Origin of the sequence: Pedobacter yonginensis, assembly GCF_003173595.1 — a bacterium.
GTDB lineage: Bacteria > Bacteroidota > Bacteroidia > Sphingobacteriales > Sphingobacteriaceae > Pedobacter > Pedobacter yonginense.
In genome coordinates, this window is sequence record NZ_QGNZ01000002.1 from 914,908 (window position 1) to 941,051 (window position 26,144).

General features: G+C 38.2%; 22 protein-coding genes and 1 riboswitch. Of the genes, 10 read left to right on the forward strand and 12 right to left on the reverse strand.

Translation table 11 applies throughout. The features are described 5' to 3' along the window. Positions 1 to 47: 47 nt before the first annotated feature. Complete coding sequence (locus DHW03_RS10780) at positions 48 to 431, forward strand: phage holin family protein (protein ID WP_109925795.1); 384 nt, start codon at positions 48 to 50, stop codon at positions 429 to 431. Further along, positions 418 to 855 carry a hypothetical protein gene (locus tag DHW03_RS10785; protein ID WP_109925796.1) on the forward strand — a complete coding sequence of 146 codons (438 nt, stop codon included), beginning with the start codon at positions 418 to 420 and terminating at the stop codon, positions 853 to 855. Before DHW03_RS10780 ends, DHW03_RS10785 begins: the two co-directional genes overlap by 14 nt. 58 nt (positions 856 to 913) lie before the next feature. Here the strand turns inward: DHW03_RS10785 and DHW03_RS10790 are convergent, their stop codons facing one another. Together DHW03_RS10790 and mutY are read right to left on the reverse strand one after the other, a co-directional pair. Continuing rightward, positions 914 to 1,378 (reverse strand): single-stranded DNA-binding protein, encoded by a 465-nt coding sequence (locus tag DHW03_RS10790; RefSeq protein WP_109925797.1) that lies wholly within the window; start codon positions 1,376 to 1,378, stop codon positions 914 to 916. A 56-nt stretch (positions 1,379 to 1,434) separates the two neighbouring features. Next, positions 1,435 to 2,493, reverse strand: coding sequence for an A/G-specific adenine glycosylase (gene mutY, locus DHW03_RS10795; RefSeq protein WP_109925798.1), 1,059 nt, complete (start codon positions 2,491 to 2,493; stop codon positions 1,435 to 1,437). 168 nt (positions 2,494 to 2,661) lie between these two features. On the opposite strand from mutY, the gene DHW03_RS10800 reads away from it, so the two are divergent. The 5 genes from DHW03_RS10800 to DHW03_RS10820 all read left to right on the forward strand — a co-directional run bounded on the left by DHW03_RS10800 (position 2,662) and on the right by DHW03_RS10820 (position 8,182). After that, the gene (locus DHW03_RS10800) at positions 2,662 to 2,964 is read left to right on the forward strand and encodes an HU family DNA-binding protein (protein WP_055909222.1); all 303 of its coding nucleotides are present in this window, start codon (positions 2,662 to 2,664) and stop codon (positions 2,962 to 2,964) included. 10 nt (positions 2,965 to 2,974) lie between these two features. Continuing rightward, positions 2,975 to 3,853 (forward strand): tetratricopeptide repeat protein, encoded by an 879-nt coding sequence (locus DHW03_RS10805; RefSeq protein ID WP_109925799.1) that lies wholly within the window; start codon positions 2,975 to 2,977, stop codon positions 3,851 to 3,853. Between the two features lie 280 nt (positions 3,854 to 4,133). Next, the gene (locus DHW03_RS10810) at positions 4,134 to 5,684 is read left to right on the forward strand and encodes an Rne/Rng family ribonuclease (protein ID WP_109925800.1); all 1,551 of its coding nucleotides are present in this window, start codon (positions 4,134 to 4,136) and stop codon (positions 5,682 to 5,684) included. A 318-nt stretch (positions 5,685 to 6,002) separates the two neighbouring features. Then, the gene (gene radA / locus DHW03_RS10815) at positions 6,003 to 7,379 is read left to right on the forward strand and encodes a DNA repair protein RadA (protein ID WP_109925801.1); all 1,377 of its coding nucleotides are present in this window, start codon (positions 6,003 to 6,005) and stop codon (positions 7,377 to 7,379) included. A gap of 338 nt (positions 7,380 to 7,717) precedes the next feature. Next, complete coding sequence (locus DHW03_RS10820) at positions 7,718 to 8,182, forward strand: DUF4920 domain-containing protein (RefSeq protein ID WP_109925802.1); 465 nt, start codon at positions 7,718 to 7,720, stop codon at positions 8,180 to 8,182. A gap of 72 nt (positions 8,183 to 8,254) precedes the next feature. On the opposite strand, the gene DHW03_RS10825 is transcribed toward DHW03_RS10820, so the two are convergent. Together DHW03_RS10825 and DHW03_RS10830 are read right to left on the reverse strand one after the other, a co-directional pair. Next, complete coding sequence (locus tag DHW03_RS10825; protein WP_109925803.1) at positions 8,255 to 9,319, reverse strand: branched-chain amino acid aminotransferase; 1,065 nt, start codon at positions 9,317 to 9,319, stop codon at positions 8,255 to 8,257. Positions 9,320 to 9,446: 127 nt separating this feature from the next. Continuing rightward, positions 9,447 to 10,412 (reverse strand): tryptophan 2,3-dioxygenase family protein, encoded by a 966-nt coding sequence (locus DHW03_RS10830; protein ID WP_109925804.1) that lies wholly within the window; start codon positions 10,410 to 10,412, stop codon positions 9,447 to 9,449. 62 nt (positions 10,413 to 10,474) lie between these two features. Further along, positions 10,475 to 10,537, forward strand: a riboswitch (Fluoride riboswitch). Positions 10,538 to 10,554: 17 nt separating this feature from the next. Between DHW03_RS10830 and DHW03_RS10835 the strand changes: the two genes are divergently transcribed. Next, on the forward strand, positions 10,555 to 11,844 hold the full coding sequence (locus tag DHW03_RS10835) for a voltage-gated chloride channel family protein (protein WP_109925805.1): 1,290 nt from the start codon (positions 10,555 to 10,557) through the stop codon (positions 11,842 to 11,844). 116 nt (positions 11,845 to 11,960) lie between these two features. Here DHW03_RS10835 and DHW03_RS10840 read toward each other — a convergent pair whose 3' ends face one another. Both DHW03_RS10840 and DHW03_RS10845 read right to left on the reverse strand, forming a co-directional pair. Next, positions 11,961 to 13,262 (reverse strand): HAD-IB family phosphatase, encoded by a 1,302-nt coding sequence (locus DHW03_RS10840; RefSeq protein ID WP_109925806.1) that lies wholly within the window; start codon positions 13,260 to 13,262, stop codon positions 11,961 to 11,963. Next, positions 13,262 to 14,224, reverse strand: a complete 963-nt coding sequence (locus DHW03_RS10845; protein WP_109925807.1) for an NAD-dependent epimerase/dehydratase family protein — start codon at positions 14,222 to 14,224, stop codon at positions 13,262 to 13,264. Before DHW03_RS10845 ends, DHW03_RS10840 begins: the two co-directional genes overlap by 1 nt. A 172-nt stretch (positions 14,225 to 14,396) precedes the next feature. Here DHW03_RS10845 and DHW03_RS10850 point away from each other — a divergent pair, with 172 nt between their 5' ends. Continuing rightward, positions 14,397 to 15,578 carry a formimidoylglutamase gene (locus DHW03_RS10850; RefSeq protein WP_109925808.1) on the forward strand — a complete coding sequence of 394 codons (1,182 nt, stop codon included), beginning with the start codon at positions 14,397 to 14,399 and terminating at the stop codon, positions 15,576 to 15,578. 89 nt (positions 15,579 to 15,667) lie between these two features. Next, positions 15,668 to 16,813, forward strand: coding sequence for a TlpA disulfide reductase family protein (locus tag DHW03_RS10855; RefSeq protein ID WP_109925809.1), 1,146 nt, complete (start codon positions 15,668 to 15,670; stop codon positions 16,811 to 16,813). A gap of 62 nt (positions 16,814 to 16,875) precedes the next feature. On the opposite strand, the gene DHW03_RS10860 is transcribed toward DHW03_RS10855, so the two are convergent. From DHW03_RS10860 to DHW03_RS10885, 6 genes are all read right to left on the reverse strand, one after another. Continuing rightward, a complete protein-coding gene (locus tag DHW03_RS10860) occupies positions 16,876 to 17,382 on the reverse strand; it encodes an SMI1/KNR4 family protein (RefSeq protein ID WP_109925810.1) in 507 nt (168 codons plus the stop codon). Between the two features lie 24 nt (positions 17,383 to 17,406). Then, positions 17,407 to 18,678: a phosphoribosylamine--glycine ligase gene (purD, locus tag DHW03_RS10865; RefSeq protein ID WP_109925811.1), complete on the reverse strand. Its 1,272-nt coding sequence runs from the start codon at positions 18,676 to 18,678 to the stop codon at positions 17,407 to 17,409. 76 nt (positions 18,679 to 18,754) lie between these two features. Further along, entirely contained in the window at positions 18,755 to 19,636 is an 882-nt protein-coding gene (locus DHW03_RS10870) for an SDR family oxidoreductase (RefSeq protein WP_109925812.1), read from the reverse strand. Between the two features lie 49 nt (positions 19,637 to 19,685). Beyond that, complete coding sequence (locus DHW03_RS10875; protein WP_109925813.1) at positions 19,686 to 20,450, reverse strand: enoyl-CoA hydratase/isomerase family protein; 765 nt, start codon at positions 20,448 to 20,450, stop codon at positions 19,686 to 19,688. A gap of 104 nt (positions 20,451 to 20,554) precedes the next feature. Continuing rightward, the gene (locus tag DHW03_RS10880; protein ID WP_240618514.1) at positions 20,555 to 23,245 is read right to left on the reverse strand and encodes a carboxypeptidase-like regulatory domain-containing protein; all 2,691 of its coding nucleotides are present in this window, start codon (positions 23,243 to 23,245) and stop codon (positions 20,555 to 20,557) included. Between the two features lie 145 nt (positions 23,246 to 23,390). After that, complete coding sequence (locus DHW03_RS10885; protein ID WP_109925814.1) at positions 23,391 to 26,144, reverse strand: carboxypeptidase-like regulatory domain-containing protein; 2,754 nt, start codon at positions 26,142 to 26,144, stop codon at positions 23,391 to 23,393.

Genomic DNA, 26,144 nt, shown 5'->3' on the forward strand with positions numbered 1-26,144 from the left:
ATAAAAAAAACCGGGTGCTTTCTGCCCGGTTTAATTACATCTAAATTATGCAAGAAAATAAGGATAAAAGTATAGAAGATTTGGTAGATGATGCCAAGGGATATCTTGAAGCAAGGGTAGAATATACCAGACTTTATCTTGTAGAAAAAGCATCGAAAATATTCGCAGATTTGGTAACGAGTACTGCGGTTATTGTTTGTTTTATACTGGCTTTTTTGTTTGGCTCCGTAACTCTAGCCCTATATCTTTCTGATGTTTTAGGAAGCTACTCGGGCGGGTTTGGCTGTGTATCATTAATTTATATCTTCCTAGCCATCGTTGTTTATTTAACTAAGGATAAGTATATCGAGAAAGCAATCATTAATGTAGCCATTAGAAAGTATTTTGATAAACTTGCAGATAAAGAGGAGGAAGAAGATGCGAAGCTATAAAAACATCAGAAACCTGGCAGATTTACAAGCAACCAAAATTGAGCTTAAAGTTGAATATACCCTTAAGCAAACAATGCTTAAAGCGGATGCAAAGAATTTTATGCATCAATTTACTTTGGGTTCGCTCATTAAAAAATTTGCTACGCCAAGTAACCTTTTTAAAGTAGATGATAAATTAAATCTGAGCGGAACGGCTATGTCGCTTCTATTGCCCATGTTTTTGAACAAAACCCTGTTTAGTGGTGCTGGTTTTTTAACCAAAGCAGCCGTGGGCTTAGTTTCGGGTAAGGTTGGAAAATCTTTAGATGCCGAGCACCTTTCTGCCATTTTTAATTCCGTTAAAGGATTTTTTACCAAAAAGAAAGAAAAAAAGGACAAAAAATTTATCGATTACGGAATCCCGCCAGATAGTGAAACATATTAAAATAAAAGCCTAAAACTTAATCATTTTAGGCTTTTTTTATGCTTTACAATTTCAGTTTTTAAAACGGCAGATCTCCATTTTCATCAGAAGGGCCAATGGTAAATTCATCATGAATTTTTGTGTCGGCATGTTGGGAAGGAGAATCAGTGTGTTGCGAAGAAGATAGTGTGGCAGATGGACTTTGCTCAAAATCGCTTTTTCTACCCAGCATTGTAAAGTTTTCGGCTACAATTTCGGTAACATATTTCTTCACTTTTTCTTTGTCTTCAAAAGATCGAGTTCTTAATTTTCCTTCAATATATACCAGTTTTCCTTTCTGTAAATATTTTGAAGCTACCTCAGCAAGGCCACGCCATAATACAATATTGTGCCACTCTGTTTGTTCTACTCGCTTTCCATCTTTGTTGTATGTTTCAGATGTAGCAAGCGGAAAGCTTGCAACAGTTACTCCACCGTCTAAATGACGAACCTCAGGGTCTTTGCCCAAGTGCCCTACTAAAATAACTTTGTTAATACCCGACATAAAATATTTTTGGTTAGTTGTTTCGTTTATCAGATTTGTTTTACCTAGTTGGTTAGTTATTCCAACTTATTCTTAAAATGATCCTCTAAAAAATCGTGGATGACCTTCGGTTGTGGCAACTCATCTAATTTTTTAAAAGAAACCCAATTTAGTTCCCTTTGCTTACTAAAGTTAAATATATAATTTTTTAATTCAAAAAATTGTATATGTATTATTTGGTGTGTTAAAATGTGTTTTTTATAGCTGATAAGCGTGAATTCGGAGTTAAGCCCAAAATAATCTTTCACCTTCAAATCAAAATCAGCATCCATCCAATTTGGTCGTAATTGCGTTTCAAGCGATGGAAAATCGTAAAGATGTTGCCATATATCGCCCGCTTGTCTTTCTCTAACCAAAATTTGATCACCTTGTGTGCAAATAAAATAATTAAAGAACCGATGTTTTTTTTCAGCTTTTCCAAGCTTTACCGGCAAATCTTTAACCAAGTTATGATTAAAAGCATAGCAAGTTTGGTTAAGTGGGCAACGCTCACATGCCGGAGATTTTGGTTTGCATTGCATTGCCCCAAATTCCATAATGGCCTGATTGTACAGTGCAGGGTTTTCATTGAACATTAGCTCATTCGCCAAAGTAAAGAATTGCTTTTTTCCATTGGGAGCATTTATTGGGGTGTCAATTCCATAATATCTGGCTAACACCCTGAAAACGTTTCCATCAACCACGGCTCTTGCTTCGCCCGATGAAAAAGAGGAGATCGCCGCTGCGGTATATTCGCCAATTCCTTTCAGTTTAAGCAGATCATCGTGCAGGGTTGGAAACTGGCCATTAAACTCACTCATTACAATTTGCGCTGTGGCATGCATGTTCCTTCCTCTAGAATAATAGCCCAAACCTTGCCAAAGTTTTAACACTTTGGCCTCGCTTGCCATGGCAAAATCAGAAACTGTTGGAAAATTTTCTAAAAATCTGTTAAAATATGGGAGCCCTTGTTCAACCCGAGTTTGTTGAAGAATAATTTCGGATAACCATATGATATAAGCATCATTGGTGTGCCTCCAGGGCAAATCTCTCTTGTTTTGGTTGTACCAATTTATGATTTCATTTTGGAATGTCATTGATGCAAATTACGGTGTATTTATTCGTTTAAAAAAAAACTTGCAATTCGCTGATCACTGGCGAGATAAAAAAATCATCTTTTATTTCCCTATCTCATTAAAAAGCAATACTTTTGCAACCCCAAAACAGTTATAATATTAAAACACAATATATATAAATAAGTAAATATGACTAAGGCAGATATTATTTCAGAAATATCAACAAAAACCGGAATTGAGAAGGTTGATGTACAGGAAACAGTTGAGGCATTTTTCAAGGTTATCAAAACAAGCATGATTGGCGGTGAAAATGTATATGTAAGAGGCTTCGGAAGCTTTGTTGTTAAAAAGAGAGCGCAGAAAACTGCGAGAAATATCTCTAAAAATACTGCAATAATTATCCCAGAACACTTTGTGCCTAGCTTTAAACCAGCAAAAGTATTTGTTGATAAAGTGAAGAGCAATTCAAAAAAAATTAAAGTAGAAGCCTAAATCTTAAATCGTGAATAGCAGCATCAGATTAAAACAAACCATCATTGTTGGAGCGATTTTATTGCTTGTTGCTTTTTTATTTACAAGAGATATTAAGGGTTTAGTAAAACCAACCGAAGAAAATGGAAAAATGCCTGCTAGCGGCCAAATGGCAGAAGGACAGGCACCAGTCTCTTCTAGTGTTTTAAGCATTGAAACTTCATCTACCGCTGCAAAAAACGTAATTAACAAGAATTTAGCTACGGATATTACTGCATTAGAGAACAGTTACAAAACTGCTAAAGGCACTGAAAAAATTGAATTGGCGAAACAGTTGGCCCAGAAATGGGATGATGTTGAGCAAATTACACCCTCTGCGCTTTATTTAGAAGTTGTAGCCGAAGGAAATCCTTCTTCAAAAAGTTGGTTGGCCTCTGGTAACAGGTTTTTGAAAGCTTTTGAGAGTACCCAAGATAGTTTAGCACAACCTGCTTTATTACAGAAAGCTAATACATCTTTTAAAAATGCATTAGAGAAAGATTCTGCAAACATTGAGGCTAAAACAGGCTTAGGTGTAACGATAGTAAACGGCTTAGGCGCACCAATGCAAGGTATTGCAATGCTACTAGATGTTGTTTCTAAAGAACCTAAAAATGTAAAGGCGAATATGAATTTAGGATTATTCTCCATTAAATCAGGTCAGTTTGATAAGGCGATACCTCGTTTTAAAACGGTTATTGAAGCTGCTCCAACTCCTGAAGCCTATTTCTATTTAGGCACAGCTTTAGAGAATTTAGGCAGAAATAAAGAAGCAGTTGATGCTTATTTAGCAAGCAAAAAATTAGCGGCAAACACTACATTGTCATCATTTATTGATAAGAAGATTGCCGAACTAAAGAATAAAAATTAATTAACAGATTAATAAAAACATTTAAAACTTAAAATTATGCCAAGCGGTAAAAAAAGAAAGAGACATAAAATGGCTACCCACAAACGTAAAAAACGTTTAAGAAAAAATAGACATAAGAAAAAATAGTTTCTTATTTGATTTAGCTTATTAAACCTCATGGTGAACACTGTGAGGTTTAAATACTTTTATATGATTTACATTGTATAAATTTTTGCTATATCAACATTTTCTTGTTTACTATCCATTTGTTAATGGGCGAAAGCCTTAAAATCTGTAGCTGTTGGTAAAAGAATTAATTATCAATTCGACTCCTGCTGGAGTTACCATAGCATTGATTGAAGACAAACAACTTGTTGAGCTTCATAAAGAACAAATCAATAATAACTACGCTGTAGGCGATATTTATTTAGGCCGCATTAAAAAAATCATGCCCGGTCTGAATGCTGCTTTCGTGGATGTAGGTTATGAAAAAGATGCGTTTTTGCATTATTTTGATTTAGGCCCACAGGTACAATCTTTAATTAAGCTAACTAAGATCAAGCGTAATGGCTCGGTTACAGGCACATTATTAGACAATTTAAAGCTAGAAGCCGATATAAACAAGGCTGGCAAAATTTCTGATGTGCTGAGTAAAAATATGCTCCTCCCTGTTCAAATTGCCAAAGAACCAATTTCGACCAAAGGACCAAGACTGAGTTCCGACTTATCAATTGCCGGCAGGTATGTGGTACTGGTGCCATTCTCCAATACCATATCCATATCAAAAAAAATAAAAAGTAATACCGAACGTAATCGTTTAAAAAAGATTATAGAGAGTATTAAACCTCAAAATTTTGGGGTAATTATCAGAACCGTTTCTGAGGGCAGAGGTGTTGCCGAAATGCAAAAAGATCTTTTAGATTTAATTGCAAAATGGGAAAACTTTATTAAAAAAATGCCATTTACCGAACCTGCAAAAAGAGTTTGGGGAGAAATGGACAGATCATCAACGTTAATTCGTGATATTCTGAATCCTGATTTTACAAACGTTTACGTAAGTACACCAGAGTTGTACGATGATATTCGTTCTTACGTGCATGATATTTCTCCAGAAATGGAAAAAATTGTGAAGCTGTACAAACAGAAAGAGCCAATATTTGAGCACTTTGGAATAGAAAAGCAAATTAAAAATGCTTTTGGTAAAACGGTAAACCTACCCGGTGGGGCCTATTTGGTTATAGAACACACCGAAGCCCTTCACGTTGTAGATGTGAATAGTGGAAACCGTACGGCTAGTAAAGAAAACCAAGAGGAGAACGCTTTACAGGTAAATAAAGAAGCGGCTAAAGAAATTGCTCGCCAATTGCGCTTGCGTGATATGGGTGGTATTGTGGTTGTCGATTTTATCGATATGCATAAACCAACCAACCGTAAAATGCTGTTTGATTACCTGCGCGAGCTGATGCTACTGGATAGAGCTAAACACACCATTTTGCCTCCAAGCAAATTTGGTTTAGTGCAGATTACCAGACAGCGTGTTCGACCAGAGATGAATATTGTTACGGTTGAAAAATGCCCAGCCTGTGGTGGTACTGGAGAAATTAAAGCGAGTATCGTTTTAATGGATGATATTGAAAATAATCTGAATTATATCTTAAGAGAGCAAAATGAAAAAGGGATTACGCTTTGTGTACATCCTTATATCGAAGCTTATATTACCAAAGGTATTTTCAACTTGCAAAGGCGTTGGTTTTTTGCTTACGGCCAGTGGATTAAGGTAAAGGCACAACCATCTTATCATTTAACAGAGTTTCATTTTATCTCTTCCAAAGACGAAGAAATTAAATTGTAAGCCGAAATACATTAAACAAAAAGCCTGATTTTTATAAATCGGGCTTTTTGTTTTTTAGATTGTTTTGGAAGGTAGAAGGGAATTGATTAGTGAACTGCCCTCTCCCAACTAAACCTGAGTGGACGGAAAGCCCCAATTTTTTATTGGGCTTGGAGGGAAAGCAGGACGGAAGGAGCTAAGGATTACAGCGCGTTCATTTTCTAAAAATTAGGTTTTAGATCTTTTTATACGCATCGCGCCCTGTAAATTATGTTCAAAAAAAATAAAGACACTTTAGGTGGCTAAAGGTTAAATTCGTAATCTAAAATCTTAAATCAATTGGCAAAAACAAAAACAGCATATTTCTGCCAGAGCTGTGGCTATGAATCGGCTAAATGGTTAGGCAAATGCCCATCCTGCAATCAGTGGAATACCTTTGTTGAGGAAGTTGTTGAGAAAAGCTCGACGGCAATTCCAACTTGGAAAAATGATACAAGCGCAAGGAAGTTAAGTAAACCGAGTAAGGTTGATGAAATTCAATCATCAACAGAAAGGAGAATTTTAACAGGCGATAAGGAGCTTGACCGTGTTTTAGGTGGGGGTTTGGTTGAAGGATCGCTGGTTTTAATTGGCGGTGAGCCAGGGATAGGAAAATCGACGCTGATGTTGCAGTTGGCCTTAAATTTAAAAGGCAAGAAATTGTTATACATATCTGGCGAGGAAAGCGAACAACAAATTAAAATGCGTGCGGAAAGGATAACAGAAAATCCCTCTACGGATTGCTACATCTTGACGGAAACTTCGACACAGAATATTTTTAAGCAGATTGAGATTTTAGAGCCAGAAATTTTGGTTGTAGATTCTATTCAAACGCTGCATTCGGCGCATATAGATTCTACGCCTGGAAGTGTGTCTCAAGTGAGAGAATGCACGGCAGAACTGCTTCGCTTTGCAAAGGAAACTGGAACACCTGTTTTCTTAATTGGGCACATTACCAAAGATGGTGCTATTGCTGGGCCAAAAATATTAGAACACATGGTGGATACGGTTTTGCAGTTTGAAGGCGATAGGCACCACGTTTACCGCATTTTAAGATCAATAAAAAATCGATTTGGTGCAGCCGCCGAGCTGGGTATTTACGAAATGCAGGGAACCGGTTTAAGAGAAGTTTCTAATCCTTCAGAAATCTTATTGTCTCAACGTGACGAGGAACTGAGTGGCATAGCCATAGCAGCGATGTTGGAAGGGGCTAGGCCAATGTTAATTGAAACACAAGCTTTGGTGAGTACGGCTGCGTATGGAACACCACAAAGATCGGCAACGGGGTTCGATACCAAGCGGATGAATATGCTGTTAGCGGTGCTAGAAAAGCGCTGTGGTTTTAGATTGAGTACACAGGATGTATTTTTAAATATTGCGGGTGGAATTCGGGTGGAAGACCCTGCAATAGATTTAGCGGTGCTTATTGCGATTATATCATCGCATCAGGATATCGCTGTTTCATCTAAAAACTGTTTCGCGGCTGAGGTGGGTTTATCGGGAGAGATTAGAGCGGTAAATAGGATTGAGCAGCGTATTGCCGAGGCAGACAAATTGGGCTTTGAAACCATTTATATTTCGAAGTACAATTTAAAAGGGGTTGATTTAACAAAATATAACTTAGAGATTAAAGCTGTAAGCAAAATTGAAGAGGTTTTCGGCTTGGTTTTCGGTTAAAGTAATTGAGGAATTCGGGGTTTCAAATCAACAAGTTTACCCAATTTGGGGAAAAATATACCCATAATAAAAATTGTTGAAAATGTTGGTACAATACAGGAAGCTTATTAAATATCTATTAATCAATACGTTAACAATGTTTGGCATACCTGTTGGATTTTTGGATTAACATTTGCCTAAGGTAATATGTTGTACATCATGGGATGTGATCTATAACAATAGGGATGATTTTCCTCGTTAGTGAGAGCTAGCGAGGATTTTTTTTGCGCTAACAATTTAAAGAAATTTAGATAACTTTGTTTTAATCAGAACTGGAACAAAAATTAAAATCATAATCAATGAAAAAGATTCTCTTAAGTTTAAGCTTTTGCTTACTTGCTGCAATAGCATTTGCACAATCAGAATATAAAGGTCAAAAATTTGGCGAGGATGTTAAACCTGGTGATGTTAAGCCAGCAGCTAAAATGGAAGTTGCTATGGGTGATAAGCCTGCCGTTGATATGAAGATAGAAGGTAAAGTGGTTGATGTATGTAAGAAAAAAGGTTGCTGGATGACTTTAGAAATGCCAAACGGCGATCCGATGAGGGTAACTTTTAAAGATTATGCCTTCTTCATGCCAATGGATATTGTTGGTAAAAAGGTAGTCTTGGATGGCGTAGCAAAAAAGCAAACCATCTCTGTAGAAACTTTGCGTCATTACGCGGAAGATGCGCACAAATCTGCCGATGAGGTTGCGAAAATCACAGATCCGAAAAAAGAATTGGCATTTGAAGCTAAAGGCGTTGTAATCTTGGATAAATAATTTGCCGCAAATGCAAAAAAAATGCCCCACACTCTAAAAAGGTGCTGGGGCATTTTCTTGATGGATGTATTTTTATAATACCCAGTTCCAGCCAAACTGATCAGGAGCTAAGCCGTAGCGAATATCGTTTAGTTTTTGTGCAATTCCATTTGATACTGTCCTGCTTGCAGAATCGGTTAGGGTATAGATATTGCCTTTATAACCTATTTCGCCGATTTGAGTTACTGTAGCGGCTGTACCTGCAGCAAATGCTTCTGTTAAACTTCCGTTTTCAATACCTTCAATTACTTCTTTAACGGATACTCTGCGTTCTTCAACTTCGATACCGGCTTCTTCGGCCAATTTGATAATGGTATCGCGTGTAACACCATCTAAAACGGTACTGCGTATGGAAGGCGTAACTAATTTGCCATTGATGACAAAAATTAGGTTTGCCGTTCCTGCTTCCTCAATAAATTCATGGGTTACCGAATCCGTCCAGATTAATTGATCGAAGCCTTCTTTTTTAGCCTGCTCAAATGGATATAAAGAGCGAGCGTAATTTCCTGCGGTTTTGGCAAAACCAACTCCACCTTCATCAGCTCTGGTAAATTCTGTTTCGATTTTTACTTTTAATGGTTTGCTGTAATATGGGCCTGTTGGGGTTGTTAGTAATACAAACTTATAACTATCTGATGCTTTAACGCCTAAATAAGGATCCATAGCAAACATCACCGGACGAATGTATAATGAGTAGTTTTCTTGTGAAGGAACCCATTTTTCGTCGATTTGGATTAATGCAGACAAACCTTGCATAAAGATTTCTTCTGGAACGGCTGGCATAGACATTCTATCGGCTGATTTGTTAAAACGCTCGAAATTTTTATTGGCTCTGAAGACACTAATTTTACCGTCTGGCTGGCGATATGCTTTTAAACCTTCGAAAATTGCCTGGCCATAATGTAGTGCAGAAATGGCAGGACTCATCGGAATTGGTCCGTAAGGAAGGACTTGCAAATTTTTCCATTCGCCATTTTCAAAATCGGCGGTAAACATGTGGTCGGTAAATACTTTACCGAAAGGTAACTCTGAAAAATCAGTAACAGCTAAACGGGTTTGTTCTGCTTTGGTGATTTTTATATCTAATGTCTCGGTCATTATATTAAAATTTTGATTTGGGGTTAATAGCTTGTTGTAGTGCGCTAATGATTAACCTCTAAATCCATCTGTAATTATTTTTCGCAAAATAAGCAAAATCGAGCTTTTTTAATAGCTTTTTGTAATATTAATCTTTGTTTTTGAGTGTTTTAAGTACACTAAGAACCCATCCTTTACCCCATTCATTCATTTGTTCTTCGGTCCATAAAAACGGATAAAAAATTCTCTTTTGGAAACGTGGGGGTAGGTACTTTTGCCAGTTTGTTCCGCCTGTTGCGGCAACATCAATAGGGTCTTTCTCCAAATAACGAACGGCCGATTTATAGTGAGATAAGGGCCATTCTACGTTAACGTACAAATCCACTTTTCGGAGTTCTTCTGCTAATATAGAAACGTCACTTCCGCTGGCTTGAAATTGTTGGTAAAGGCTGGCAAAGTTGGTTGAAACCCTTTCTTTTGCCAGTTGCAGAAATTGATCTGCATATTTTTTAATAAATTGTTTTAGGGTTAGGGTTTGTTTTCCTGAGGCTAATTCTGTAGCGCCGAATTTCCAGTAAATGTGCTCAAATTGCGCTTCGATGGTTGCTGTGCTTAATTCTGCTCTTTTGCTTTTGTCTATCAAACGAATAAAATCAGTTGCACAAATTTCAATCATTCTATATTGCCCTGACTGAAAGCCACTTGCTGGGAGTAACGACATTCGGAATTTCAAAAACTGATCTTTTTCCATCCCATCTACCATAACTTCGAAAGAGGTGGTAAGGGCATTGAAATAGGCATTAATTCTTTTAACGCGAGCCGTGAAAAATTCTACTGTTAGGTTTGGATGTTCGGCAATCTGTTTACATTCGTGTAAACTAAGCTTGAAATAGAGTTCTGTAATTTGATGGTACATGATGAAAATTTCTTCATCAGGAAAGGGTGTTTTTGGGCTTTGTAAACTTAACAGTGTATCTAAGTGAATGTAATCCCAATAGGTTAAAAAATCTGCATACAGCAATCCATCAAGGTAGGAGGCCATATCTTGCCCCATTGCGGTATATTTCTCTTGTAATTGACTTATTTTATCTTTGATTTCGGGTGTAAAATCCATTATACGAGGTTAGCTGTACAAAGGTGATAAAGATTTTGGAACAAATGGTAATTTTTATACTTTTGAACAATGGCGATGGGGTGCCGCCAAAACCGCCAAAACAGGCTGATGACTCCTACGATTTTACTTAAAAATTGATTAAATGCCTGTTAAAAAATTAACGGAAGGCTTGCTGTCTTCTACCTACCGCTTTATTAAATTCGACTTTGGCTTAGTATTGTTTAGTACGCTTAAATGGCTTTTCTTTTCTGTAGCGCTCGGTGCTGTTGTTGGTTCGGCTTCTGCTCTGTTTTTAGAAACGTTAAATTTAGCTACCAATTGGCGTGAGGCACATGTATGGATTATTGGCTTTTTGCCCATTGCGGGTTTAATTATTGGCCTATCTTATTACCATTTTGGCGAAGGCGTGGTTAAGGGAAATAATTTACTGATTGAGGAATTGCAAAATCCGAAAAAGGTAATCCCTTTAATTATGGCGCCTTTAATTTTTGCTGGGACTATTATAACTCATTTATTTGGCGGCTCTGCGGGTAGAGAGGGCACGGCAGTACAAATTGGTGGGGCTTTTGCCGATCAATTTACGAAGCTGTTTAATTTTAAGCCCCGCGATCGAAAAATTATCCTCATTTGTGGCATAAGTGCTGGTTTTGCTTCTGTTTTTGGTACTCCATTGGCGGGCGCGATATTTGGTTTGGAGGTGTTTGTGGTTGGAGCCGTTTTTTACAATGCAATTCTACCTTCATTTCTTACGGCTGTAACTGCCGATTATGTTTGCAAAATGTGGGGCGTTGGCCATACGCACTATTCTATTGCTTGGGTGCCTGAAATGGATTCGATTAACTTAATTTTATCGATGGGTGCGGGCATTATTTTTGGGCTGATAGCCCGGTGTTTTTCTGCCTTAAACCATTTTATTTCGAAAATGTTTAGTAACATAAGCTATCCTCCGCTAAGGCCTTTTGTTGGTGGCTGTGTTTTGATTTTAATAATCTATCTATTAGGTACTACGCGATATATTGGCTTGGGGATTCCCGTTATTTCTGAATCTTTTACCCAGCAAGAGCCTTATTATACTTTTTTAATTAAACTTTTTCTTACTGCACTTACTTTGGGTGCTGGTTTTAAGGGTGGAGAGGTTACGCCTTTATTTTTTATTGGGGCTACTTTAGGGAGTTTTTTAAGTTTTTTTATCCCCTTGCCTTTCGGCTTGCTGGCAGGGATGGGCTTTGTTGCCGTTTTTGCTGGTGCTGCTAATACGCCTCTAGCTTGTATTTTTATGGGTGTAGAACTTTTTGGCGTACACTCTGGGCTTTACATTGCCATTGCCTGCGTTACGGCCTATTTGTTTTCTGGACACATGGGAATCTACCGATCTCAAGCCATTGGCAGCCCAAAGCATTTATTGCTAAAAAGGCATCAGTTTTTAAGGTAACAGGGAAGTTTAAAACTTCGAACAAGGGAGGCAATAAAGAAGAAACCTTTGCGCTTTGGTACAAAGATTTCTCCCATTGATTTAAATTAAAGTGTGTTTTAGTATTAAATTTTTGACTAATACAGCACTCTAAATTTAATTGTATTTTCTATTTTTTTGAGTGATTTGAACAACTGCTTGTCGTATTCTGTATTGATGTCTGTAATGGCATAACCAATTTCTGGGTTCGTCATTAAAAACTGGCTTACAATGTTAATGTCGTGTTTGGCAAAAACGGTATTAATTTTAGCCATGATACCGGGTACGTTTTTATGAATGTGAATTAATCTGTGCGACTTATCAATTTTTGGGAGCTGCAAATTTGGGAAATTATTGCTCAGATAGGTTGCGCCGGTATTCATAAAATCGGCAACGCGTTTGGGGATAAAATCGATGTTCCTCGGGTTGTTTTTTGGATCATCAAAAACCACGATGCCTTGTTTGGTGCATAAATCGAAATCGATTTTATTTTTTGCATTGCCTAAATAGCCGATGGTTTTAAGCTTAACGGCACTTTTTAATTGTGCTTTATCAATCTTTTCGCCGTCGGCTAGAATGAGTATGCCAACATCTTTAACATATTTTTCTTCGAATGTGGTTTTTTGTCTGATGGAAAGACCATCATTTTTTAAAATACTAACGGTTAATGGATCCGCATTACCAATTACTAAGCATAAAATCCTGTTTTTTGGATAGGAAATGGCTCGGGGCAGATCATTTACATACAAAAATTCATCAAAACTGGGCGTAACGTGATCTGCTTTTGAAACGATACTTTCTCTTGCGATATTTTCTGTAAAGGCGAAAAACTTATTGATCATTCCGCTTTCGCGAAGCTGAAAATCAGAATAGCCGTCTCCAATGCCAAATAGCTGGCCTTCTAGCTTTAAATGTTGTAGTAATTTTACTTTTCCGCCTTCTTCGCTTAGCGGGTTGGCATGATCGTAATCTATAATTTTCCCGTCGCCTGTGGTTACAAAGGTATTGGCGTAAATGTTTTCTTTTTTAATGTGGTATTGACTTACAACTGGTGTAATAAATTCTTTAAATCCTCCTGATACGATTAAAACTTCATCGGCATGCTTTTTAAAAAATGCTGCGTTGCGGGAGAAAGAGGTTGATACCTTTTTCTTTAAGTGTTTGATAAGTTGTTTTAGGTGTTCTTCGTCGGCCTCTAAAAGTTTTACACGTTGTGCTAAGCTTTCTGAAAAAGATAGCTTGCCTTCCATCGCCAAATTGGTATAATCTTCTATCTTTTGAAAAATTAATTCTTTATCTGGATGGTTTTTTAGTGAAATACGTGCCAGTTCATCTAGCGCTTCCACCTGTGTGAAAGTGCTATCGAAATCGATAATGTAGTAAGCTTTTTGTTTGGGCATTATTTTAAATATTGGGTAATCTCTTTTATACTTTGGGCCACAGGTTTAAATGCAATTCCTGTTTGGGCTATAATTTTTGAGTTGTCGTAATAGCTGTGTACGGTACTACTTTGTGCCGCATCTTTGGTTATGGATGGTTCTGCACTTGTAAATAAGGAGAAGAATTTAAGTGCTCGCCATGCAATTCCGAGCATCCAGGGCTTGGCTTCTTTTGATGGAGGTTTAACGGAAAAGCCGTTTGCAATTTCTGTAAATAAATCTTTGTACTGATAATCGCTAGAAGAAATGATAAAGCGTTCTCCTGTGGCTTCTCCATCCATTAACAAAATCATTGCTTTTGCTACATCTTCAACATCTACCAAACCCGTTGCACCGTTGGTATAAAATGGAAAACCACCTTTTACCAATTTAAAAATTGCTCCACTTCCTTCAAAACCGGCATTTTTACCGATAATAACGGATGGATTTACAATAACAGCGTTTAAGCCTTCTGTTATGCCTCGCCAAACTTCCATTTCGCCTTCATACTTTGATAGGCCATAAGCATGGGCTTTAGAATCATACTCCCAGAAATCTCGTTCGGTAATTTTTTTTCCTTTTTTGGCATCACCAAGTGCTGCAACCGAGCTTACGTGCACGAGCCTGCAATTCCTATCCGTGCAAAGATTCACGATATTTGAAGTGCCATCAATGTTTACATGAAACATTTTCTTTTTGTGCTTGGGGTTAAAGGAAACAAATGCGGCACAGTGATATACTTGCGAAATGCCTTCAAAAGCATCTTCTAAGTTAGAAAGGTCGTTTATATCGGCGGTAAACCATTCTATTGCATCAATATTTTTTATTAAATCGGGGATTGTAGATTTTTCTCGCCTTAACGCCCGTACAACTAGTCCATTATCGGTAAGCTGTTTTAATAATTCAGATCCTAAAAATCCCGTTCCTCCGGTTACCAGTATCATTTTTTTATTGGGCTATTCATTTATTTTCTTGCAACAAAAAAGATAGGTGCAAAAATTTAAAGCTTAAAACGAGTTAATTACAAAGTCCTGTCAAAAAGAAATCAACAGAAATCTTATTTTTATATAATATGTGCATCCAAAAATAGATATTTGAGCCGATAGTTTTAAAAATATGTCATTAACGGATTTCTTTTCCCCAGTAAACCCCGATAGTTTTATTCCAAAGCAAGGTTTTTTTACTAGCCAGCTTGGTTTAAAGGCCGAAATACACACAGAATCATTTCCTGATTTAGAAGAAAATAAATATGATTTGGCAATTATTGGCGTACTTGATGGAAGGAGTGCAATTAATAATGAAGGCTGCGCGCTCGGGCCAGACTATTTCAGAGAGAAATTTTATAAGCTAAATGAGGGTGGCTTTACCAGCAGGATTGTTGATTTGGGGAACATAAAGCATGGTGTTACCCTTGCGGATACCTACATCGCCGTAAAAATGACAGTGTCGGAACTTATTAAGAAAAACATCATACCAATTATTATTGGTGGCGGCCAAGATTTAACCTATGCACAGTATTTGGGTTATGAAGATTTGGAACAGAAGGTAGATTTGGTTATTGTTGATAATCAGTTTGATATTGATGATGATAGCCATGATGGAATTGCAACCCGATCGGACTGTTATTTGAATAAAATTTTTCTGCATCAGCCCAATTACCTTTTCAATTTTAGCAACATCGGCTACCAAACCTACTTTGTTAACCAAGAGAGTTTAACCGTTATGGATAAGCTTTATTTTGATGTACATCGATTGGGTGAGTTTGCGCAGGATATTACTTTAACGGAGCCAATTATCAGAAATGCCAACATGATTAGCTTTGATATTGGTGCGATACGTTCGGCCGATGCCGCTGCAAATGCCAACACTACACCCAATGGCTTTGATGGTGAGGAGGCTTGCCGGATTGCCCGGTACGCGGGGATGAACGATAAACTTACATCAATTGGCTTTTACGAGTTTAATCCAGCTTACGATAACAACGGACAAACGGCTTTCCTTTTGGCCCAGATGGTTTGGTATTTTATGGAGGGATTTTATGCTCGTAAAAAAGATTTCCCATTAACGCCAAAATCTCAGTTTATGATTTATCGCACCAGCCTAAAAGATGGCTCTGGCGAGATGGTTTTTGTGAAAAGCAAGAAATCAGACCGATGGTGGATGCAGGTTCCTTATCCATCTGGTCAATCTAAAAACGAAAGATATCACCTCGTTCCTTGTCGGTATGATGATTATCAAGTTGCTGTTAGCGGAGAAATGCCAGATTTATGGTGGAGGACTTATCAAAAACTATCATAATTTTACCGTGCTAATTACGTTATTAGGCAGACGATTATTTATCTTTGAAATAATCAATTAGCAAAATTTACCATTAAAATTAAACTCTAATGAAAAAAATATTATTATCTGCAATGGCACTTTTGCCGTTTGCGGCGCTAGCTCAGAAGCCATTCGCTTTAAATGGTAATGTTAAAAGCTTAAAAACTGGCGACAAAGTTTACTTGATTTATAACGATGAAGGTAAAAATATTACCGATTCTGCAACTGTTGCAAACGGCGCATTTGCATTTAAAGGCACGGTTGCTGCTCCTGCTCAGGGTAACTTGTTTTTAAACATAAACCCTTATGTAAAACGCCCAGCACCAGGTGAGAAATTTGATGCATTGCCATTATATATTGAGCCTGGAAATTTAAAAGTTGTAGCGGCTGATTCATTAAAAAATGCAACCATTTCTGGATCATTGGTTAATGATGACAATAAAAAACTAAAAGCCTTAACCAAGCCTGTTACCGATAAAATAGCGGCGATAAACGCTGAATTTGCCGCTTATACGCCAGAGCAAAAAAAGGATAAGGCATTAATGGAAGCATTAGGTGCTCGCTATGAAAAAGATGTTGCTGCTATGCCGGCTCTTTTGTTAGAGTTTGCTAAAAGCAATCCAAAATCGTACATCAGCTTATCTGCCATTGGCCAATTGGCTGGCGATCCTGATCAAGCGCTTGAAGCTGAAAAAGCTTTCGTAGCATTATCTCCCGAATTAAAGGCAAGTAGTATGGGTGTTAAGCTTGCGCAGCTTTTTGATGCGGGCAAAAAAACCGCTGTTGGGGCAATGGCCATGGACTTTACACAAAATGATCCAGACGGTAAACCTGTTAAACTATCTGATTTTAAAGGTAAATATGTGTTGGTAGATTTCTGGGCATCGTGGTGTGGCCCATGTCGCCAAGAAAATCCTAACGTAGTAGTGGCTTATAATAAATTTAAAGATAAGGGCTTTACTGTTTTAGGGGTTTCATTAGATCAGCCTGGTAAAAAAGATTCGTGGGTAAAAGCGATTGCTGATGATAAATTGACTTGGACACATGTATCGGATTTAAAGTACTGGGATAATGAAGTAGCCAAAATGTATGGCATCCGTTCTATTCCTGCAAATTTCTTGATTGATCCAACAGGTAAGATTGTTGCAAAAGGCTTAAGAGAGCAAGCTTTGCAAGATAAACTACAAGAATTATTGGGTAACAAATCAAAGTAGAGAAATTCCTAACCATAAAAAAGGCCCAATCTAGATTTTAGATTGGGCCTTTTTTTATAGGATTATGCTGATTTTAAAAAATCGAGTGCGTTGATGAAATAGTTTTCCATCCCTTCATATGGATCTTCGCCTGGAATCCATGACGCAAATTTCCAGTATTCCCATTTTTCGTGCTCTAATAATGGTGGTACCAATAGGAAATATTGTTCTTGATTGATTCCGCCTACCACAATGCTTCTGGATAATTTTATCGCAACTTCCAACAATTCGTCGTTATTGATCCAAATTTCTATTAATTGGGGATCGATGTCTTTCAAAAAACCTACATTTCCTGTGGCTTCAAACGATGGTTCGATGTTTTCGTTGGGTGTGGAAAATCCGTTCGTGATTAACAAAAAATCTTTATAATCTTTGGGTAGCGCAATTTGCAATCGCTCTTCTAGTTGTTTAATATCTTCGCTGGTAGCGGGTGCATTTCCCAACCATTTAGATTCGATCTGTTCGTCGGTAAAAGTAAATTCACCTTGACGGATGGCTATTTCGGAAATCTTTTTGAGTATTTTTTTCACTTTATCTTATTTATGTCCGAGCTGTTAAACCAAATCGAAACCAATATCTTCTCTAAAATATTTGCCATCGAAATAAATACGACCTGCATCTGCTGTAGCACATTGTAAAGCCGTAAATAGATCTTTTTGTAAGCTGGTTATAGCTATAACCCGACCGCCATTGGTTTTAATAACATCATTTTCTACAAGTGTTCCTGCGTGAAATGCGTTTGAATGGCGCAAATTTTCAATTCCAGAAATGGCTTTGCCTTTTAAATACTCGCCAGGGTAACCACCCGCAACAATCATTACGGTGGCAGCCGTTTGGTCTGAAATTTTTAGGTTTACGGTATTCAATTTCTTTTCGGCAGTAGCCATAAATAATTCTACCAAATCGTTTTCTATTCTTGGAATTACACTTTCGGTTTCTGGATCGCCCATACGAGCATTATATTCAATTACGTAGGGCTCTTCGCCCACTTTGATTAGGCCGAAGAAGATAAAGCCAGTGTAGTCGATATGATCTTTCTTTAAGCCTTCAACGGTGGGTTTGATGATTCTTTCTTCAACTTTCTGCAAGAACTCGTCCGTAGCAAATGGTACAGGAGAAACAGAACCCATACCGCCAGTGTTTAAACCCGTATCGTTTTGGCCGATTCGTTTATAATCTTTCGCAGAAGGAAGGGTGATGTAATTTTCTCCATCTGTTAAAATGAAAACCGAAAGTTCGATACCGCTTAAAAACTCTTCGATTACTACTGTTGCTCCTGCGGCGCCGAATTTTCCACCAAGCATGAGCTTAAGTTCCTCTTGTGCTTCAATGGTTTCAGTGCAAATTAGAACTCCTTTTCCTGCTGCTAAACCATCTGCTTTTAAAACGACAGGCAGTGCATGATTTTGAAGGTAAACCAAGCCATCTTCTAAAGTTTCTGGGGTGAAGGATTTGGATGCAGCGGTTGGAATGCCGTGGCGCTCCATAAATTGTTTAGAAAAATCTTTACTCCCTTCCAAAATGGCACCTTCTTTTTTTGGTCCGATAACGGGAATGTGTGCAATTGTTGGGTCTGCAAGAAAAAAGTCGTGAATGCCATTTACTAATGGTTCTTCTGGGCCTACAACAACGAGGTCAATTTTTTCGGTTAAAACTACTTTCTTAATCGAATCAAAATCGTTTACATTAATGTTGATGTTTGTACCATAAACGCCTGTACCACCATTTCCTGGTGCAATAATGAGTTTGTCGCAGTGGGATGATTGGCTCATTTTCCAAGCGAATGCGCTTTCTCTGCCGCCTGAACCTAAAAGTAAGATATTCATATGGGCAAAGATAATATTTTAGTATAAAGTAGTGCGCATGAAGCGGTAAGACTTTAAGCTTTGATTGAATTCTGATTTAGCTCCCTTTGGCACTTCTAGTCATTTGCTCTAGCATATCCCACATCTCGTTTGGAATGGCTTCTAATCCATTCATCTGTCCTGCGCCTTGAAGCCATTCCCCACCATCAATTGTAATGACTTCTCCATTAATGTAACCTGAAAAATCGCTTACTAGGAATGCTGCTAAATTGGCCAATTCTTGATGTTCGCCTACTCGTTTCAATGGCACCCGATTTTTAAAATCGAATTTCTTCGCTAAATCGCCTGGTAATAATCGTTCCCATGCACCTTTGGTTGGAAAAGGGCCAGGGGCTATCGCATTGGTTCTAATTCCATATTTACCCCATTCTACTGCTAGTGATCTGGTTAGAGCCAATACCCCGCCTTTGGCACAGGCTGAAGGCACAACGTAAGCAGAGCCTGTAAAAGCGTAGGTGGTGATGATATTCAATACGGTAGCCTGTTGTTTTTCTTTGATCCAATGTTTACCAAAAGCCAAGGTGCAGTTCACCGTTCCTTTTAATACAATATCGATGATAGATGAAAATGCATTGGCAGATAGCCGTTCGGTTGGAGAGATAAAGTTGCCGGCTGCATTGTTGAGTAAAACATCTACTTGCCCAAATCTTTCTATTGATTTAGCCAATACGTTTTCCACTTGTTCAATTTCCCTAACATCGCAAGCTACTGCTAAAACCTTGCCTCCGGTTTTTTCTTCCATTTCGTCGGCTGTTTTTTGGAGCACATCGGCCTTGCGACTTGTGATGACCAAATTTGCACCCAACTTTAGGAAATAAACACCCATGGCTTTGCCTAAACCTGTACCGCCTCCAGTAATTACAATGGTTTTTCCTTTTAGGGCATCATCTCTTAACATGGGTTGGTTAAATGCGAACATAATATTTGGTTATGGTTAAATTTGAGTAGTTGTTATTTGTATCCGTTATTTATGATTTTCTTTGCAGGCTGGCTATTATGGTCTTTAAAATATGCCGTGTTGCTGGCGACCACCATTGAGCAAGCATTTTTTCTAATGTTGCAGATTGATCTGTGTTTACGGCTGCAATAAGTTCTTCGCGAATATTAAGTTTGCTTTGCGACCAGGTGTTGGTTTCGAGCTCCATGAACTTTTTGATTTTTCTTTCTGCTGCGGTTAGTAAGCTTTCATTCTTAACCACATCATCTACTAAGCCCACTTTTAAGGCTTCCTCTGGGCTATAAAGTTTACCGGTGAGTAAACTGCGGGTTGCTTCGGCTTTGCCAATCCAGAAGGAATACAGTTGGAAAATGCTATTCGGAACAATAATCCCCACGGGAACTTCATTTAAGCCGATAATGTAAGGCCCTTCGGCCATTACACGGTAATCGCAGGCCAAGGCCATTACGCAACCGCCTGCTGGGCTGTGTCCGCTTATGGCGGCAACCATTGGTTTTTTAAATGCGACCAGATTGGCTGTAAAACTCAAGAATAAATACCAAAAAGATTTTGCTTCTTCCTCGTTGTAGTCGTATAGCTCCACTAAATCTAATCCGGCAGAAAAAAATGGGGCTGTTCCTGTTAGGATTACACCACCAACATTTTCATCAGCAGCAATATTTTTAAGCATTTCATCCAATTCGGTTAGCAGCTCGCGATTTAAGGCGTTTGATTTTCCTCTATTTAATGTAATGGTTGCTAAACGATCTTTTACGCTTACTTTTATCGTATTCATATCTTCGGTTCAAAGGTGGAAATTTAAGTAATTTAATTAGAAAGCCAAATAATAGCACATGGTCTGATTATTTGGCTTTCAATATCGTGTTGAAAATTAAATTCCTATTTCACTTCGTAGGTATATACTTTTCTAGCCAAGTGGCCAAAAGCATCTACCCCTTCAATTACTACTCGATAATTTGCAGGTTCATCTGCATTATAGAACTCGAATTTCGCTTTTCCATCTTTATCGGCAACCACTTGCGGATTCCAATAAATGGTTGTCCTTAAATCAGGTTTGTTGCTTGCGTTATCTGCATCATATTTCGGCGCATAAAATTCTCTAGAAATTGATATGCCACTTGGATTGTAAGTAACCACTCCCGGGGCGTAACGGTTGTAATTATTACCCCCATCGCCTCGTTTTGTGGTAATTACCAGTACGCCTCCACCGCCGTTCATGCCATAAATTGCGGTGTTGCCAATCGTTTTTAAAAGTTCAATTGATTCCACATCCATAGGTGCAATGTTGTCTAAGAACTCGGCATCCACAGGCATTCCGTCTACAACAATATGCATTGGCGTGTTCTGACTTCTCATCAAATAAGGCACATTGCCTCTAAAAATTACATCTGGCAAGCGGCCCTGCAAGCACATGGATAGCGTTACACAGGTAGAAAGATCAGCAGCTGTCATGATATAATCTGCTCTGCCGGCTCCATTTAGGTTGGATGAATTTTTTGCTGGATTTTTTTTCTCCGTTATGGTTACTTCTTCGAGTTTAATGGTGCGTTCTAATAAACCTAATCGGGCCATTTCGTTAAAATAATTGTCGCTTTCCTTAATATACTTCATTAGGGTGTTGTTCACATTAATATCTATATCTGCGCCGTTTTTGTTTTTGGTTACAATTTGGCCGGGTATCACATCTAAATTAATATCTACAAACTTACGTTCGGTTTTGGTTCTGGCCTGCACTACAAATTTGGTGCTGTCTCCGAAACTCAGATTATCAAACACAAACCTGCCGTCGGCATTGGTAACAGTATCTATAATAATCATGGTGCCTTTAGTTGCCATCAGCATCACTTTACCCCCTGCTACGGGTTTATTTCCTTTGGTAACAGTTCCGCTTATTTTTAAAGATTCTTCGGGCTTGTAGGTAATGTTTGGGTTAGTGTTGTTGATTGCATTTTTCCAAGTAAACCTTCTCCAGCCTTGGGTAAGCATGAGGTTATCCAACTCTTTTTGTGTTTTGGCATCATCATTTAAGAAATAATGGTTCGGTTTTTCGATATATCCAACCAAATCTGAAGTGAGTAACAACGAGGTTAAAATGTTGGTTTCATTATCTTCATCGGGTACTACTTTTGTTGCATTGGTTACGGCTACAGAGAAACTGCCCAATACAGGTTTTTGCTGGTTGGTGGCATCAAAGCTGAAAGTAGATTTGCCTCGTTTGGTGGTGGAAACCGCACTGCTGTTGATGGCAACGTTGATTAAATCATTTTTCGGACTAATGAAAACGAGTCGCTCGGCAATAGGTTGATTGTCTGCAGAGAATAAAGTAAATTGAACGATTCCTTCGGGTAAGTTTTTTCTCGCGATGTTTGCAATTAAAACTTGCTTATCCATTTTGGCTTTTGAAACATAATAAACATTCCCGCCCTGTTGTGCTACAACTTTTAATTCAGCTCCGTTTAGTAAGCTTTCACTTGCCATGATTTTAACGCCCACTTTTGCGGTGTCGGTATTGTTTATCGCGATGGCGTAACCACTTTTTTGGGCGAGGGGCAATTTGATTTCTTTTGTAGAACCATCTTTAAAATCAATTTTTGCACGATATGTTTTGCCAGATTGCATGTTAAACACAAAACTTCCCATCCCCAAGTAACTGGTTTCAAAAGCTGTAATGGTATTTCCAGCATCATCAAATACAGTTCCTTTCACATCCTCCCCATGTCCGGTTGAATTTACGGCCTTAACGGCTATCCTTTGTGGTAATTCTTCTACTAATGTTCCGCCTTCGGGCATAAACTGAACATCTACATCGTTTGAAGTTGATGTTATGGGGATGGATTTCGTTACCTTTTGTTTATTCTCTAAAGTTATGGTGGCTATAATTTTTCCAGTTTTGTTTTGGAAACTTTGATTGTTTACGAAGCTGATTATGGCATCGCCCGTTAAATTGGTTTTTACTTTTCCTTTTGATACCGACCTGTAATCCAGCTGAACATCATAACTTACCTCACTTTCTTTGTAAGCAATGCCGTTTTTATCTTCAAAATGTACGGTGGCGGTTACTTTGTCGGTATTATTTTCCTTTTGAAAATCATATTTTGTTTGCGTAAATACTTTGTTTGCCCAACTATTGCCAATTTTTATGGTTTTGTCGAAAAAGAAATCTGTTCCAAAGTTGCGCATGTAGGCAGTGTAAGCTCTTATTCGATAATTGCCTTCACCAAGCGAATCGGTGAGTTTAAAATCGCCCCAGGTTATGCCAGCCATTAGAGGCAACCTAAGTTGTTTTTTTACTGAATCCTTTTCGTTAATAAGCTCTACATACAAGATTTTACTAATGTTTGATGGAGCGGAGGTTTTGGTATTAAACACATAAGCTTTAAGCCAAATATCATCGCCAATGGCATAGTAAGGCTTATCGAGGTGAATGTGTACTTTTTCTTGCGGATATTTTGAAGTATATTCTTCGAGTTTCTTCAGCAATAAGCTAAATGGATCGTCATCCATTTTGAAGGCCGTAAAACCTAAAAGGATAAATAACACACTTATTGGGAGGATAATTTTGAGTTTCATGTGTGGCTAGATAAAATAAAATATGCCTCAAGGTACAAAACATGAGGCATATTTTAATGAAGTTAGTATGAATATTACCATTTGATTTGATCGGTAACAAATCCGCTTTCAATCTGGTAATGTTGTAATTAGAGTAGTTAGATAACTATTTCACCTTGTATCTGTAAACACTTCTTCCGATTAATCCAGAACCATTAATGCCTTCTACCACCACCAGATAGTTCCCTGTTTGATCGGAGTTGTAAAAACTGATTTCTGTTTTGCCTTCCTTACCTGTTATAACAGATGGATTCCAGTAAACGGTACTTCTAAGATCAGGCAAGTTGGTATTCTGACCATCGTACTTAGGGCTGTAGAATTCTTTCGCATTATCGTAGCCTTTAGGGTTATAATCGAGCACAGATGGGTCGTAACTTCTTCTAAAATTTCCTGTTCTGGTAAAAACAGCCATAATTGGGCCTTCGTTACCCCCACTTGCCTTTGAGTTTACGCCCTTACTTTCGTGAAGGAAATAAATCTTATCAATATCGGGCGGATTTTCGCCCGTGAAAAATGTTTGATAATCACATGGATCAATGGTCATACCATCTATGATAACGGTGTATCGTACTCTTTTAAACATCGGAACATACATTTGCCCGCATTCATCTTTCGGCGTTCCGAAAACGTATTCAAAATTTACCCTGCTTCCATCCATTCGCGAAATACACTCCATTAAACTACTGCAAGGAGGACGTCTGCTATCAGGGCGATAAATTTCATCAACCTGACTTTCTTTAATGGTGTTTCCATAGGCCATTTTTTTGTTGGCTCTAATTTTAACTTCTTGCAGCTGCTGCACGCGGCTGAGCATCCCGCTTTTTTCCAGTTGCTGATCCAGTTCTCTACTGCTTTCCAGCGATTTTTTAACCAATTGCTGGATGTCTTGATTCAACTCGCCCATGTTCGGATTTGGCGTAACCATTTGTTGGTTGGGCTGATCAATAAAAGTGGTAACCAGCTTACTGCCTTTTTCATTTCTACCCTGAACGGTAAATTGCATGCCATCAAGTATTACCAGATTATTAAAACTATACCGCCCTTGTTGGTCGGTTAAGGTATCTCTAATCAGCCCGAACTTATTATTCAGTAGAGTTACCTTTCCGTTAACAATTAGTTTTTTACCCAATGACGTTATTTTTCCCGAAATGGTACTGGTTATCTTTTCCGGACTAAAGGCTGGTGCAACTTGTTGTGGCGAAAGTACATCCTTCCAAACAAACCTTCTAAAGCCTTGGGTAAGCATAAGTAAATCTAAATTTTCTCTGGTTGCGGCGCTTGGGTTGCTGAAATAGTAATTTGGTTTCTCTACAAAGCCTTTAATATCTGCACTGAGTAAGAGTTGTGAAAAGATGGTGTTGATTTTTGTTTCATCGGTCGGAACAGCATCCTCACTAATTACGGCTACAGATAGGTTTCCACTTACGGCATCTCCAGATGGGGCTGAAGAAGCTATTTGTAAAGCAACCTTTTCCCTAACGCCATATTCTTTTGGAGAAACTTCACTGATTTTCACTTGCAGCGCATCGTTTCTTTGTAGAAAGAAAACCCTTTCATTAAGGGCTATGCCACCAGAAAACAGCGATATTTGCACGATGCCACTTGGTAAATCGTTTAACGGGATGAATACAGAAGTTGTTGGTTTAGAAACTGTAACCTGCACAGCTGAATATACTTTGCCTCCAGATTGAGCAACTAGGCTTAAGGATTGTGAGCCCTTTTTTAAAGTTTCTGCATTTGTATTAATGCGGACTAAAACCGTATCTGACTGTTGCCCACTAAGCTCATTCTCTCTTGGATAAACAGAAAGGGTTTGTCCTTCGGCTTTTGCAAGAGGTAATTTAATGAGCAATTCAGCGCTATCTTGCAATTTAACTTTGGCGGTATAAGTTCTTCCTTCTTCGGGCATCAGATTGAAAAATCCCATGCCTAAATGCTTGGTTTCTATGGTGGCTACTTCCTTTTGTTGATCGTCTATGACAATGCCCTTTACATTTGCGCCAAGTCCTGAAGTTTCTGTTGCTTTAAATGCTATCCTGCTCCACACGCCATTAACCAAATAACCACCTTCTGGAAACAACTGGAAATCGGTTTTCAGCAATGCTGTTTTCAAGGGAAATGTTTTTGGGATGGACATATCCTCATTTAAACTAAAATTTGTAACTAGATAGCTGGTTTGGGCTGCCTCTGCCTTTGGAGTTGGAATATTCACGATGATTTGACCGAGCGCATCGGTTTTACCCCTGCCAGCAGCAAGAGTTTTATAACTTTCTTTTAAGCTATAACTTACATTGTTATTGGCGTAAGGTTTGCCACTTACATCTGTAAATTTAAGTACGGCCTTTATTTTAGTTTTGTCGCCATCCTTCTCGTAAATGTAATCGATTTTTGCAAAAACCGTATTGGCTACGGAATTGCCAACACTAAAAGTATGATCGTAAAAATACTGTGGGCCAGCATTTCTCATCCATTGAGTGTAGGCTCTTAATCGGTAATTTCCCTCCTTCATTGTACTATCATTTAATAAAAAATCACCTTTTGCCATGCCGCCCATAAGTGGGAGCTTAATTGTTTTAGTGGTAGAATCGCCTTCGTTGAGGAGGTCTATATAAACTGCGCCACTAATTTGAGAGGGCTTATGGTCGTAACCGGAAGTTACATAAGCTTTAAGCCAAATGGTATCTCCAACGAGATAGTAAGGCTTATCGGTATGCAGATAAATTTTTTCTTGTGGATTTGTGTTGATCCATTTTTCTAAAGAAGTTACAATGGGGGCGAAGGGTTCATTTCCTTTTTGGGCGAATGCTAAAAGAGAAAAGAAACACAGGCCCAAACTAAAGAGAGTGCGTTTAATTAACAT